This is a genomic window from Anaerorhabdus sp. (genome assembly GCF_036637135.1).
GTDB lineage: Bacteria > Bacillota_I > Bacilli_A > Erysipelotrichales > Erysipelotrichaceae > Anaerorhabdus.
In genome coordinates this window covers 31,326-46,265 of sequence record NZ_JAVWNC010000004.1, presented here as the reverse complement: position 1 = coordinate 46,265, position 14,940 = coordinate 31,326, and the positions used below count along the sequence as shown (strand labels likewise).

Here is a 14,940-nt window from a genome sequence, read left to right as displayed (position 1 = left end):
ACTGCTTGGAGCATCCGATTGAGGTGGCGTTGACACTGATGTGTTTTCTCCTTCGTCACCAGATATTCCTGAATTGATTGTGGAAGAGTTTTCATTTTGTAGAATCGTTTCGATAACCCTGATTCTCAGAGTTTTAGAGATTTCTTCACCATTTTTCTTTGCGATAATATTGAGTTCATATTCACCAAGTGAGTCCGCTTTGAAGTCTGGAAGAAGAAGTTCATCCCATTCACCAGAGATCACATAATCTCTTAGGTTAACTTCATCGCCATATTCTACAACAATCTCATGAGTTGAGAGTTGTAGATGTGCTGAATCTTTAGTTTCACTTTGTGTTGTGTTTTGACAGCTTACAAGCACTAACAATGCGATTAGTACTAATAGTAATTTCTTCACTTTTATATAACCCCCTATTACCGAACATTTATTCTATTGAATTTATTATAGCATATCTTATTTTGAAGTTATAGGTAAGATTTCCAATTAATTTTCATTTCAATACTACATCCTTTTTCCAAAAGAAAAGGAGTGACACCTTGCCACCTCCTCTTGCTTTACCTATGAAGTAACGTCTTGTTTTTCATCGTTGTATTCTTTTTCCAGAAACTCAATGATTTCTAAAAGCATGAATGCAATTGAATTTAGATATTTAATGACTAGTTTTTTGCTCATCTTTCTTACCTCCTGTATTACTTAATAAACGTCCAAGAAGTAATCTCCTAAAAAATATTCATATTTCCATTTCGATGCCAGATTTAAAGGATATGATGAAGTGGTCTTCATAGACTGTGACATTCTCGATTATCTTCCTAACTAGCCTATCGTCATATTCTAAAGTACGGAACTTGTTCTTGCGTATAAATGCAATCAACTCATTGATTCTCTCATTCTCGCCACTTAGAGAAGCGTCCTCCACAAGAAGGGTTTGACGCTTGTTACGTAACTCATCAATCTTATCCGCTAGGTGTTCATAGTCTTTCCCTTTATTCGCAAGGCTAATTAATTCTTTCTGCTTTTCTTCAAGCAATGAATTGATCTCTGCAATTTGATACTCAGTGGTGTCACCAATTACTGCATGGATGTTTTCTTCCAGTGTTTTTATCATGTTATCACCGCCAGCAAGTAATTTATTAATGGCAGTCATAACAGCATTATATAGCTCATCTTCTTTTACAGTTCGGTTCTTACATGTTTGAGGACCCTGTTCGATTCTTGTCACGCAGCGCCAGACGAATTCTTTTCTACCGTGAATGTTCCAGTAAACTCTTCTGTAAATATCACGACAATCGCCACAGAAGGTGATAGAGCTCAAAGCGTATTTACTGCTGTAAATCCTTTTGTTTTTGTCTTCACCTGTGTAAATGTTACTTCTGCGATGAAGTTCTTCCTGTGCTTGTAAGAAGAGTTCTTTTGGGATGATTGCGTCGTGGTTATTTTCAACATAGTACTGCGGAACTTGGCCTTCGTTTTTAACTCGTTTCTTGGTGAGAAAATCGACTGTAACCGTCTTTTGTAAAAGAGCATCCCCGATGTATTTCTCATTACTAAGAATCTTTTTTACGGTTTCTGGTCTCCATTTTGATTTGTTCGCTGCTGTAAAAATACCATCTTGTTCAAGATCCCTACCAATACCCGCTAGGCTCTTACCCTCAAGGTATTCTCTGTATATGCGTTTAATGATTTTCGCTTCTTCAGGAACAATGATTAGATTGCCATCTTCATCTTTAGTGTATCCCATAAACCGCTTATGGTTGACCTGCACCTTTCCTTGTTGATATCGATATTGCAGCCCAAGCTTAACGTTTTGAGAAAGGCTCTGGCTTTCCTGCTGTGCAAGAGAAGCCATAATGGTTAGTAGAACCTCGCCCTTGGCATCCATTGTATTGATATTCTCTTTCTCGAAATACACCGAGATGTTCTTATCCTTGAGTTGTCTAATGTACTGTAGGCAGTCGAGCGTGTTACGGGCAAATCGACTAATGGATTTGGTAATAACTAAATCGATGTTACCCTCCATACATTCGTCAATCATACGATTGAACTCATCACGCTTTTTAGTGTTCGTACCGGATATTCCATCATCCGCAAAGATACCTGCAAACTCCCATTCCGTGTTTTTCTTTATAAACTCAGTATAGTGTCCTACCTGCACCTCATAGCTAGAATTCTGCTCTTCAGTTTCTGTAGAAACGCGGCAATAGGCAGCAACACGTAGTTTCTTTATTTTTTCTTTGGCTGCTGTACTTCCCATTCTTTTACGTGCAGGAATTACAGTTATATTTTTCTCTGTCACTTTATCCCTCGCTTTCTATCAAACTGTATAAATACTCTGCTCGTGCAAAGGGATCCACAGGCAGTTTATTACCTGCCTTGTTCATCTTGAATCGTTCTTTAGGAGGGGGAGAGGTAAAAGCTGCAAGCTCTACAATTCGCCCTAAATCCTTTGCACGTTTATTTCTAATCTCTTCAGCTTTATCAAATGTCTTTTGATCAATGATTGCTGGATACACATCATTTCCAAGGTAGTTGATATTGTTCAAAATGCGTCCCATCACTGAGTGAGTCTTTTCAATACCTGCCTGTTCGCCAGCCACTGTAAGGGATAGTCCTGATATGTATTTCTCAAAGAATACCTTTACTTGACCTGCTGCCTTTTCATCGACAGTAACCACTCCATCTTGAATTTTGTATCCATATGGAATATATGCCATTTATCTCACCACCTTTTCTTTCAGGGAAAGACCGCACTTCAGATTAAATGTCAGCTCATTCCTAGAGTTTACAATGATGTTTTCTACAAATGCTTCAAATAATTCTTCCGTGTAGTCACCATTGAAGCTGTCTGCTGACACGTAATCAATCAAGTCCTTTATTTCGTTTGCTCGTAAAACTCCACTCGTGGAATTTGCGACCATGTTTGTTTTTTCATCTGTAAGATTTTTTATTTCATTATCTAAAGCATTTCGTTCCTGATTAAAAAGAACTGGTTCAAGAAAGCCTTTAGCCATTAGTGTAATAAGGGTGTTGCGCTCTTCCATTAGTTGCTCCATTCGTTTATCAATAGCATTCATTCTTTCCAAATCACTTTCTTCATCGATTTGGCTAATAGACTTGAAAAGTGGCTCTAAGATTAACTTAGTACTGAAAGCAAGCTTATTCATCATGGTTGTAAAGGTGGCTTTTATCTCGCCATCTCGTAGAAACAACATGGAGCAGTTCTCTTTATCTTCGATATGCCCAATGCAGCTCCAAGCAATGTAACTTCTACCAACAGAATAGTTTGTTTTTCTTCTGAAATTACGACCACACTCTCCACAGACAATTTTTCCACTTAAGGCGTATCGATTTAAATAAGCATTCTCCTTCATGCCCTTGCTCCTATTACTGGCTCTTTCATCGATGAGCTGTTGTGCCTTAGTAAATACTTCTCGACTGACAATAGGTTCATGGTTGTCCTTGTAGTAATACTGGTCCTTTTCTCCTGTATTCATTTGACGATTGAAGTTACTATCGGTGTAGGTCTTTTGTAGAAGGACATCCCCCATATATTTTTCATTTCGAAGCATATCTATCACCGTGCCTGAACTCCAATGGTTACCTCGTCTTGCAGGGATTTTGTCTTGATTTAGGCCTTTTGCAATAGTGCTTCCGCCTTTTCCTGAAAGGCACTCTGAAAAAATGCGTGTTATTATTTCAGCCTCTTCGGGAACTATAACCATCTCACCGTTTATGTTGGCATAGCCATAGGGAGGGGTGCCAATAACATAACTACCATTTTGAAACTTCTTTTGAATAGACCATGTTGTGTTTTGGGAAATAGATGCAGACTCTTCAGCAGCAAAACCTGATAGGATAGAAAGCATCAACTCACTTTCCATATCACCAGTATTTAAGTTTTCTTTCTCAAAATAAATATAAACTCCAATATCAATCAGCATTCTGACTAACTCTAAGCAATCTACCGTGTTACGGGCAAAACGGCTGATAGATTTGGTGATAACAAAATCAATCCGACCTCTCTGACAATCTCGTATCATACGGAGCAGTTCTGGTCGTTTTTCTTTTTTGGTGCCTGAGATACCTTCGTCATAATAAAGGCCCGCAAACTCCCATTCTGAATTGGACTTAATGTAGTTCTCATAATGTTCTCGCTGTGCTTTAAGGCTGATAAGCTGATCATCGCTATCAGTTGATACCCTGGCATAAGCGGCTACCCTTCGTTTATTGTTGGACAGTTGAGCTTGGGGCAGTTCATCTATTTTAGTTACCTTTTTCATCATTTCACCTCGCTTTCACCCATACCATATATCACTCTAAAAGCCACTAATAGCAAGCTATTTAGGACATAATCTCGGCTAATCGAGGAGAGAATTTCTCTCGGTTCAACGCTGATATTTTGTGTAATTCATCCGCTGAAATTTTGCCTTCTTTATAAAGTATTGCAGCAATGCTCTCTGCCATGTGAAAGTCATATTCCTTCTGCAGTTCTTCTTCTGTCATCTGTTCGGTTTTGCCTTTGATCGTCGGGCAGCCATCTTTTACTTCAAATATGTTCATAAAGAAACACCTCCTACCTAGTAGCCACGGCAGGAGGTGAAATCTGATGGTTTTACTAATCTTTCTGATAAAAGTCACATTCATAGCCATCGGCATCAAGGAGCAGTCCTTTTGCCCAGGGAGGAACTTTACTCATCTGCTGACAGACTACTTCAAGTGACATAGCAGGATTCGCCTCAATGATAACCTCATCATGAACATGGGCCACAATACGGCAAGTACTAAGTGCCTGCATCGAAAACATCAAAATATCACGGGAGATTGCTTGAACAATGTTCTCTACAAATTTTGGACCATAACTTTCAAGACGCTCCCATTTCTTTGTTCCACCCACTCCTTCATAGGTAACCGACTCCCCACCGAAGATGTTTTCACCGATGCGAGGCTTTACATATGCAAGTTGTCTCCCCGAAGGAAGGACGATAAACAGCATCCCACTCTTGTAGTGGAACTTAATCGAGTGCGTTTCTTGAGATTGCCTATTCTTTATACAGTCCTTAACCACTCTATCAACATCCCACCAAAACTTTACGATGTAAGGGTTGGTGTGCCTCCAAGCATTAACAAGCGGTTTTAATTCCTCATCTTCAAGTCCCATCTCCAGTCGGAGTTTGAAGTAAAATCTTGCATAGGCACTTTAGACCATGTATTTTTTGACTGATTATTTTGAGTGGTCTTCATAATACCAAGCATCACTCTTCCAAATTTAGATTTGATATATTTCAGCAGCGCTTCTGCTTCAAATTCTGTATCAAATGCCCCCAAACTAACAAATGTTTGGTTATGCCCGATTACAGGCTGCCCGATTACAGGCTGCCCGATTACAGGCGTAGAAATAATCTCTCCAATTGCTCCAGTCCCATTAGCTCCAGGTACAAATATCTTCCACTTATCAAGATTAGGGTGATGTGCGACAAATTTTCTCTTTACCCAACGATAAACACGCTCTCTCGAAAGGCGACCATAAATCTGAATATAATCTTCTCCATCATTTGGTTTATCTTCAGAAAAAATTTCTGGATAACGAGTAAATACGCTTGAAGCAACTGCTTTTGCATGAGAGTCATCAGTTCTACCGACAAGTTCAGGATGTTCTTTAAAAAGCTCATCATTAAAGCGATAACTATCTGGACTGTAAACAAATCCGCTAATATTGCCTTTAGTAGTCTTCTTAACTTTATAATAGATACTCCTCAACTCTTCAAAAGGTATGAATGTTTCAATTGCACCAAAATCTTTGTTATTGTCGCGATGCAAAACCACAACTCCACCCTTAATGTCAACATTCGGAAACACTTCATTACTTTTTGCGTTAAAATACTCGATTTTAAGATGGTTATCACTTAACATCTTCTTATTCCACGCTTTGGGAGTTGCACCTTGATTTGATAAAAATCGAGCTGGTGAAATCAAAGAATATTTATTAGCAATAGTTTCAGCTAAATCATAAAAATGGTTATAAACTGGTGTAGCTTGATTATTGCTACCAACGTTTTCATCCTGGTATGGCGGATTTCCCACTACTACATCAAATCTCATTATTTATTACCTCCAAACAATTCATCACATTTCGCTTCAAAATCACCTTCACCACGAGCAAAAGGCGTTGTATCTAGATATACCACGTGGGAATCATCAATATTTTTCGCATTTTCATCAAATCCAAAGATGAAATTTCGTGCGATATTATAGATGATTTCACTTGGCGCAAATCCATAGACTTGGTTTTCAAGAATGTGCTTCAAGCGAGAATCTTTATCAGGAATTTGATCTTCTAAGCCGACATACAAACGTTTCACGATTTCTGTTAAATATAAACCTGATTTGATGTATAAATCAACAAATGTCTTATCTGGGTTCCTAAAATCTTCTGGACTTTCTTCCTGTAACTTATCCACCATCATCTTTACTACTTTTTTCGGTGTAAAGATTTGGTTGGTTTGTTGCGGTGGAATGTAGTCAAAAATATCCTCTTCTTGACTTTCATCAAAGTAGTTAGCCAACACTTGACGTTTATGCAAGAACTCCTGACATGACTCATCAAATACGATTGGATCAAAGAAATTATACGTATCACGCAAAGTACGGAATTGATCTAAGGTGATGCCGGTCACTTCTTTGAAAACTGAATCCGTGATGGTCGTGTCAAAGTTAGCAAGCGTTGTTGTAGGCTCACCATAAGCCATCAAGAATGATGGGATTGTACGAGAAAAACCACGCAAGCGCGCCCGGACATCATCTTCAACTGTATTTTTCTTCTTCTCTTCCGCTTTTTGAAGCACTGTTTCAGTTGCTTTTTGCGTCAATTCCTTAGTCTTAGTTTCAACAGTCGCAACAACTTCTTTCTTGAAGTTTTCTTCGATTTCTTGTTTCTTAGCTTCGTAAGTTGCTTTTGCTTCTGCTACCTTGATTGGGTCATTATGCGATTCAGCAACCACTGACTTGTATTCCACTTCAGCTTCATTATGTTTGATTTCAGCTTGCCTTTGAACAGTTTCAACCTCACGTGCGATGACATTAGCACTTTGTTGCACAACTTGTTCTGCTGCTCTAGCCGTTAAACCGTTTTCTTTTGCTAGTTCTTTCACAGCATCTTGTGTGCTTTGTTTGAAGCTAGTTGCAACCACACTTGATAAGTTGTTAGCCGCGTCATCTGCTGCTTTTTCAACTGTCGCTTTGATATCTGCATAGACTTTTTCGCCAAAATGAGCTTCTGTTCTCGCTACTACAATATCTTGTTCAACAGTTACTTCACCATTGTCATCAACTTTTACATCCTTGGTATCAATCGGATCGTCCGTCTTACGTGGCACAGTTTTCCCTTGATCAACAGGATTTAATTGCTCAAGGATTTCACGCGCCGCAGCTGAAGCGAATATTCCTGAAATATTTTGGAATAGCAAGTTAGACATGAATCCACGACGAACAACCTCTTGTGCCTTAATTGCCTTTGGAATAGTTAAGACTTGATTCACATCAAGCTCGACCATTTTTCCTTCATTATCTTCTGCAATGACAGGGAAAAAATTTAACAAGGTTCTAATGTTATCTCTTCGGTCGTCGGTTGTCCCACCACCATTTGACGTCTTACGCAATAGGTTATTTGCAAATTCATCATAAATAGTAAGTGTACGTTCTGGCGCAAAGTCGAAAACATAGGCATTTTCCTTTTGATGCATTTCACCATTTACTTCGTACTCCCATGGATTTTGAGCACGAAATGCCGCTTGCATATACAGACTTGGTGATTTCATATTTGATAGCATGAGTACTGCTGTCCACTCTGGCACAGTCACACCAGTCGTTAATTGACCAACCGATAATGTTATAGTTCGGTCATTTTCTGCAATTGCGTCTCTAACACGATCAAGTGACTTTTGGTTGATGATTTGGTCATCACTTGTTCTACCATCACCTGCAGCAAGAATGATTTCGTAGCTATCAAAAACCCGATGATTCTTAAGTAATTTCTCAAGAGCCTTCGCGCTAGCTACGCGATTTAATAACCAAAATGTATGTTTTAATTCAGAGCGTAGCTCTTTTGTAGAAAACGGGTACTTTTCATTATGAGACAGAGAATCCAACCATTTCTTTATATCTGCTTCATGGATAAATTTCCCCGTATCATTGGTTTCAAAAAATTCATTTAGATCAAAGGCATAGTCAATGTTCTCGCCGTCAATTTCTGCACCTTTATTTACTTCATCCGTGATCATTTGACTCATCTGATAAGAAAACAAGCTTAAACGAGGTAGTTTTTCGTATGGATTATTTTCTTCAGACTCTATTGGCCAATCGGCTTTTGCCTCTTGTTCATCAGCATATGTCCAGTTATAAATTTGATCATCTGAAAACTTACCTGATGCAACTGCTTTAAATGGCGTCCCTGATAAATGTAGTGTGAAATCACTCTTGATATTTTCAAACGCAATATCAGTTTTGAAAGTGTCAACCCCTTCATGTGATTCATCGATAACAAGTAAATCCCATTCTAAGTCTTTCACCCATTTTAGTTTGTCGTGGCTTCCGCCAAATGAAATGGCTCCTTTTAAATCTTGAAGCGAAATAAAGGCCAGCATTTTATTCTTACCATCCATCATCTGTGCAGTAAACTCATCTCGATCCATTACTGGACGATCTTTCAATGAATCGCTAGTAGAAACAAATGCATAGTCCGTTTGCCATGCAATGAATTTTTCAAAATCATCAAACCAGGAATTTGCAATAGCAGGTCGGTTAGTTACAATTAAAACTTTAGACGCATCAAGTTTTCTTATGAAATCATACGTTGTGAGTGTTTTACCAAATCTTGGTTTAGCATTCCACAAGAATTCGCCACCTTTATATTTTTTTGCATAATCAAGCGTCATATTAACAGCATCTTCTTGCTCATTTCGCAAGGTATACTGCAATTTTTCCTTTACCTGACTTCTCTCATTATTACGAAAATCATTAAAATCAGCATGGGATTTTTCTGGTGTCCCATTATAGAAAAACCACTCAGTATTAGTGCGCTGTTCAATATTTTTGTACCTACGCAAATAAGTATGCAGTTGTTTGTCCTTAAACCAATCATCAGAAGTATTGAACTTTGCTGGTTCAGACCACAATTTGTCATAAGCTAAGTTAATAGCCGCCGTTTTTGTTTGCTCCTTAATGCGTTCATCAACATTTTTACGTTCAGTATAGCCGATTTTTACCCACCCATTATAGTCTTGGATAGTTGGCAACGTATAAGCGTAAATTTGTGGATAAATGATTTTTGTCGTTTTGATAACCGTATTATGACTCATATCTACCTAACTCCTTTGTCAAAGAATTCCATTTTATTCGTTTCCCAGTTCATGATTTTTACGCGTTTTCCTGACTTTATCCTCCATTGTTCCTCTGGCTCTTCATAATCAAAAAGTGACATTTGTACTTCAAGAATCTTTTCGCGTTTTTCCGTTAATGGGATGATATACTTCAAACCATCCATCTGAAAAAGATTGTAACTGATAATTTTCGCTATATTTGCAAACAAGCCATAAGTTGGTTCTTCGAGCCATTTTTGAAAATAATAATCTCTGTATGTGTAAAGAAGATTTTCCCTAGCAAGTAAAAGTGAGTCACCACTCCACTCAAAACCATAGCTTGATTTATACGCTTCAACCACTAAACGTTGCCATTCTGCTTTATCGTCAACTTCTGCATTGATACGTTTAAGTTTCCTATCGACAAAGCCAACCCGTTTAGTAAGTGGCACTATTTCACCAGTTTCCATATCATAACGAGTCGCCATATAGGGCGCTTCACCAGCTGTAATCTCTAACCAAGTCCGCTTCACGTACGTTTCCAAATCATCGTTTATATAATCTTTTTCAATCTCATCATTTTGCTTCTTCACAATCCAGGTAGGTGTGAACACCTCTGCTTTTGATTTGGTTCGTTCTTTTTGCATCTCCTTAGATTTGAGAGCACGAGGTTTAATGATATTTCCCATTCGCCCTGTAACTAATTCAGGTAACATCTGAGCAGTTGCCGCATAAGCTTTTGAGCCGAACTTCACATAATTTTCGTTTGCCCATATAATATTTTTTTTCTTCTTCGAAGTTGAAGTCGTTCGATCAATTAACAAAATATCCAATATGCCAGGCATTTGTTCACGTATTGTATTTTCAAGAATATCGGTCGAGCTAATCGAAACGATATTTCTATTTTTATTTTCTTCAATTGAATTAATCATAGTATCTCCTACAAACAAATAATCGCCTCCTCTCGCCATGGTTTAATCATCTCAACTACAGTCTTAATTATGATAGTAGATGTCCAAAATTCTCCACCAGCTTTTCCTTCAAAGCTGGCAAACTATTCGCTTCTTTAGGAACCCAGATGATATTCTCTGCTTCGTATTCATCTCGGTCTTCTTCAAATCCTATGTTTCCTGTTTTCTCGGTCATCTTTTTCCTTCAAATGTTTAATAGTTATGATCATTAAAGACTTCAAAAATTTCACTTTCAAAGCCTTCTTGTTCCGGTTCGCTGCTTACCCAATCAGGTAAGACTTCGTAATAGTGGGCCAGCGCTTCAACCGTTTTGTGTAGAACTGATTCATGCTGCACTTTTTCAAGTAGTTCTACAATCAGCTTATAGGTCTCCAAGTATGGATTATTATCTACTACATCCATCGCGGCCTTAAACTTAGATACCAGCTTGGCCTTTTCTATATCTCGCTCTATTGCATTCATTTCTTCTTTATCATAGATGGGAACTTCAACAAGATCATTAATCTCTCCCAAAGAATACTGCTGTTCATGCTTTTTGATTACAGGCTTCAGATCTCTTTTCAGCTTTTCCTTCTGGATCTCTAACTGATCAATTTCACTAAGCTCACGTCCAAAGTAAAACTGATCAATACCAAAGAGTTCTTCTAATACCGGTAGATATTTCTTTGGAATGTTCTGTCGCCCTTTCACCCACATGTTAATATTTTGTTTTTTAATACCAAGTTTTTCTGCAAGTTCTATATGCTGAAGATTAAAGAGGTTTAAAATGTACTCTAATCCAATCAAGTTCTCACCTCCTGGTGTAGGGCTATAATTCCACTTAATATTCATTATACTTCATTTTATTGACTCAGTCAATATTAAGTGTAAATATTTTCTGACTTTTTGACAGCAATTCTATCAACTCACTACATTTTTGACAGCTATTTTGTCAACTCACAAGCCCTAAAGTAAATCTAACTACTCAACTCTACACTTTGCTAGTTTTGGATAAGTTCCCACATAATAAAAATCCGTGATTATCCTTCCGTTTCAAAACCGGACCTCAAACCACGGAAAGCCTTTATTTACTTATCTTATTACACGCTTACTTATCAACTCTTGACATCAATACTACCGTCTCAACGTGGTGAGTTTGTGGAAACATGTCTACAGGTTGTACTTCTTGAATTTCATAACCCAATTCTTTTAGTATACGACAATCTCTTGCAAGTGTTGATGGATCACAAGATACATAAACTATTTTCTTTGGATTCATTTTGACAATTGATTCTAACGTCATTTGATCACATCCTTTACGAGGTGGATCTACAATTACTACATCAATAATTTCATTTCTTTTTAATATTTCGTTTGCGCCATCTTTTGCATCTGCGCAGATAAATTCAATATTGTTCACATGATTATTTTCAGCATTTACTTTCGCATCTTCAATAGCTTCCGCAACAACTTCAATACCAATTACTTTTTTAGCGAGTGTTGATGCAAATAAACCAATCGTCCCTGTACCACAATATAAATCAATTACTGTATCCTCTTTTGTAAGATCTGCATATTCAATAGCTTTGTCATATAAAACTTGCGTTTGTTCAGGATTGATTTGATAAAATGATTTACTTGATATATTAAATTTAAAATCATGTAATTGTTCTTGGATTATACCCTGACTTGTTAACACTACTTCTTTATTAGATAGAATTACATTATCTTCTTTTGGATTAATATTCACGATTACACTTTCAATGTTTTTAAACTCATTCATTAATTGTGTTTTAATCTCATCAATCCCAACAAAAGGATATTGTTTTACAATGAACACAACCATCACTTGATTTGTGCGATGTGCATGTTTGATAAGTACATGTTTAAAATTACTCTCGCAATGATTATCTTGAATTAAAACTTTGCATCTTCTCACTATTTCATTTGACTCTTCTGTTTGTACTAAACAATCATCAAATTCAATAATTTCGTGAGTATGGTTGCGATAGAATCCAATTTTAAGGGTTCCATTTTCACCTTGTACGGGTACTTGCACCTTATTTCGATAGCGATATGGTGAATCCATACCCAATGGCTCTTGTATCATTGGTTCAAGATGCGCAATTGATTTAAAACAATCTTTTACTTTTTGGTGTTTAAAATACATTTGTTCCTTTGCATCCATGTGCTGTAATTGACATCCACCACAATCTTTATAAATTGTACATTTTGGTTCAACGAGATGCCTTGATGGCACGACTATTTTTAAGCATCTTCCAAATCCATAATTCTTCTTCATCATTGTCACTACGATTTCAGCTTGTTCATCGCGCAGGATATTCTTCACAAAGAAAACAATACCTTCATGCCTTACTATACCCAAACCTTCTGTATTATACCCAACACATGTCCCAATAAATTTATCGTTTTTCTTCATGGTTCCTCCTAAAAGAAAAGGAGCACTGCTCCTTATTCTGTTGCTTGACTTTCTTCTGGTTCTGCTTCTGTTCCATCATCAGCACCACCAACTGTCATTTCATTTTCATCAGGAGTTGGTGTAGGATTATTTCTATTTTCTACATCATCTCTTAATTGTTGTGCAAGTTCTGCATCAAGTGGACTCGAAACGATTTGATTCTTCGCTGTCGCCATATTTGATGATTTATTTTTAATTACATAAACAAAACTTTCTGAATCACGATCTTTTGCAAGATTATAAACATGAACTTCAATATCATACATTTTCTTACCATCTTGTAGCGTGAAATAAGTTGCTTCTGGTAATACACCTATTACATCATTGTAAGCTGCATCAGCGATACGATTCGCATCTTCGCTGCTTGCTGAATCTGTAATATCCACATAGACACGTAGGGTTGCAGATGCAAGTTCTACATTAACACTTTCAACTCCACTTTGTGATTTGATCTTTGATTCAATCGCAGAGATATTTGAACTTGTAATTGCAGGATCTAAATCACCCTTAAAACGATCTCCGAAAATCGGCTTACCTGTATTAAATGAAGCAGACAATAGAATGAAACCAAAAATAATGAATGGAATAAGAATAAGTGCTCCACCAATTAGAATGATTTTACTCGTACGATCTAATTTACGCTTCGATTGACTTTTTACTTTTTTTCTATTTTGTGACATTTCTTCACTCCTAACATGGATATTGTACAAAAAATCGAAAGATTTTACCACTATTTTATGCGTTTATTCAATTCTTCGACAATCATCTTATTTGTCATCGCTGGGTTAGCTTGTCCTTTAGATTTCTTCATAACTTGTCCAACCAAGAAGCCAACAGCACGATCTTTTCCGTTTTTATAGTCTTCAATTGATTGTGGTTGTTCATCTAAAACACCGTTAATTAGGGCTTCTAACATTGAAGTATCACTTACTTGTTTTAAGCCTTTTTCTTCAACAATCACATTTGGATTTTTGCCGAACATAACCTCTTCGAATACTTCTTTTGCTTGTTTTCCAGATATATCACCATTCTCTACCATATTCACCATAGCAGCTAAATCTTCTGGTTTCATCTCCATATCACTGATAGTTACATTATTTTTACTTAACCACGCCAATACATCAGTAATCATCCAGTTACACGCAAGTTTTGCATTTTTACATGTTTTCATAACTTCTTCATATGTTTCCGCAAGCTCTTTGTTTGCTAAGAAAACATGAATATCATACGAACTTAATTGATAATCTTTTTCATAACGTGCTTTTCTTTGTTCAGGAAGTTCTGGTAAATTCGCTTGAATGGATTGAATCCATGAATCTTCTAAACGAATTGGAACAATATTAGGTTCTGGGAAGAATTTATAATCCACATTACCTTCTTTAAGTCTCATCAAAATTGTTGATTTTGTAGCTTCATCAAAACGACGAGTAGCTTGTTCAATAATTCCACCTTCATCCAAAATCTTGGCTTGACGTTCAATTTCAAAATCAATTGCTTTTTGAACATTACTAATTGAATTCAAGTTTTTAATTTCATTCTTGACTCCATAAACAGTAGAACCTTTTGGCATCAATGAAATATTGACATCACAACGCATTGATCCTTCTTCCATCTTTACATCAGATACACCCAAATAATAAAGTGTTTGTCTTAATGATTCAACATATGCAGCTGCTTCCTCACCATTTGTCATATCAGGTTCTGATACGATTTCGATAAGTGGAGTTCCCGCACGGTTAAAATCAATTAATGTTCCTTCTGTTAAATGAAATTGTTTCGCAGTATCCTCTTCCATATGGATACGATTAATACGCACTTTCTTTTTACCTGTTGATGTTTCTATCTCAATATACCCATCTTTTCCAATTGGAAAGAATTGTTGAGTAATTTGAAATCCTTTTGGTAAATCAGAGTAATAATAATTTTTACGATCAAACTTAACAATTGGATCAATTTCTAAGTGCAATGCTGTACATGCTTTAATCGCTTGTTCAACAGCACCTTTATTTACACAAGGCATTGTACCTGGATGCCCTAAATCAATTTCATTCACACAACTATTCGCAAGTTTACCAAATGTCGTAGGAGAGCTAGAAAACATTTTAGAATTTGTATTTAATTCGCAATGAATTTCAATACCAATGACTACATCGTATTCCAT

Annotated in this window: 14 protein-coding genes; all 14 read right to left on the bottom strand. The window is 36.9% G+C overall.

What is annotated here, in order from left to right; all coding sequences use genetic code 11:
* The coding region (locus RR643_RS01300; protein WP_332482084.1) for a hypothetical protein at positions 1-396 on the bottom strand (396 nt) is incomplete at its 3' end.
* Between the two features lie 334 nt (positions 397-730).
* Positions 731-2,293 carry a recombinase family protein gene (locus RR643_RS01295; protein WP_442878353.1) on the bottom strand — a complete coding sequence of 521 codons (1,563 nt, stop codon included), beginning with the start codon at positions 2,291-2,293 and terminating at the stop codon, positions 731-733.
* Position 2,294: 1 nt separating this feature from the next.
* A complete protein-coding gene (locus RR643_RS01290; protein ID WP_332482083.1) occupies positions 2,295-2,711 on the bottom strand; it encodes a recombinase in 417 nt (138 codons plus the stop codon).
* The gene (locus RR643_RS01285) at positions 2,712-4,280 is read right to left on the bottom strand and encodes a recombinase family protein (RefSeq protein ID WP_332482082.1); all 1,569 of its coding nucleotides are present in this window, start codon (positions 4,278-4,280) and stop codon (positions 2,712-2,714) included. It lies immediately after the preceding gene.
* A gap of 58 nt (positions 4,281-4,338) precedes the next feature.
* Positions 4,339-4,557 (bottom strand): SHOCT domain-containing protein, encoded by a 219-nt coding sequence (locus tag RR643_RS01280; protein ID WP_332482081.1) that lies wholly within the window; start codon positions 4,555-4,557, stop codon positions 4,339-4,341.
* A gap of 55 nt (positions 4,558-4,612) precedes the next feature.
* Entirely contained in the window at positions 4,613-5,155 is a 543-nt protein-coding gene (locus tag RR643_RS01275) for a hypothetical protein (protein ID WP_332482080.1), read from the bottom strand.
* Positions 5,131-6,096: an Eco57I restriction-modification methylase domain-containing protein gene (locus RR643_RS01270; protein WP_332482079.1), complete on the bottom strand. Its 966-nt coding sequence runs from the start codon at positions 6,094-6,096 to the stop codon at positions 5,131-5,133. The genes RR643_RS01275 and RR643_RS01270 overlap by 25 nt, the downstream gene beginning before the upstream one ends.
* Positions 6,096-9,350: a DEAD/DEAH box helicase gene (locus RR643_RS01265; RefSeq protein ID WP_332482078.1), complete on the bottom strand. Its 3,255-nt coding sequence runs from the start codon at positions 9,348-9,350 to the stop codon at positions 6,096-6,098. Before RR643_RS01265 ends, RR643_RS01270 begins: the two co-directional genes overlap by 1 nt.
* A 2-nt stretch (positions 9,351-9,352) precedes the next feature.
* Positions 9,353-10,282: a restriction endonuclease gene (locus tag RR643_RS01260; RefSeq protein ID WP_204652770.1), complete on the bottom strand. Its 930-nt coding sequence runs from the start codon at positions 10,280-10,282 to the stop codon at positions 9,353-9,355.
* A gap of 67 nt (positions 10,283-10,349) precedes the next feature.
* Complete coding sequence (locus RR643_RS01255; RefSeq protein WP_159443861.1) at positions 10,350-10,496, bottom strand: hypothetical protein; 147 nt, start codon at positions 10,494-10,496, stop codon at positions 10,350-10,352.
* Between the two features lie 17 nt (positions 10,497-10,513).
* Positions 10,514-11,107 (bottom strand): helix-turn-helix domain-containing protein, encoded by a 594-nt coding sequence (locus RR643_RS01250; RefSeq protein ID WP_332482077.1) that lies wholly within the window; start codon positions 11,105-11,107, stop codon positions 10,514-10,516.
* A 301-nt stretch (positions 11,108-11,408) separates the two neighbouring features.
* Entirely contained in the window at positions 11,409-12,740 is a 1,332-nt protein-coding gene (rlmD, locus tag RR643_RS01245; protein WP_332482076.1) for a 23S rRNA (uracil(1939)-C(5))-methyltransferase RlmD, read from the bottom strand.
* Between the two features lie 32 nt (positions 12,741-12,772).
* Positions 12,773-13,459 carry a hypothetical protein gene (locus RR643_RS01240; protein WP_332469965.1) on the bottom strand — a complete coding sequence of 229 codons (687 nt, stop codon included), beginning with the start codon at positions 13,457-13,459 and terminating at the stop codon, positions 12,773-12,775.
* Positions 13,460-13,509: 50 nt separating this feature from the next.
* Entirely contained in the window at positions 13,510-14,940 is a 1,431-nt protein-coding gene (gene gatB, locus RR643_RS01235) for an Asp-tRNA(Asn)/Glu-tRNA(Gln) amidotransferase subunit GatB (RefSeq protein WP_332482075.1), read from the bottom strand.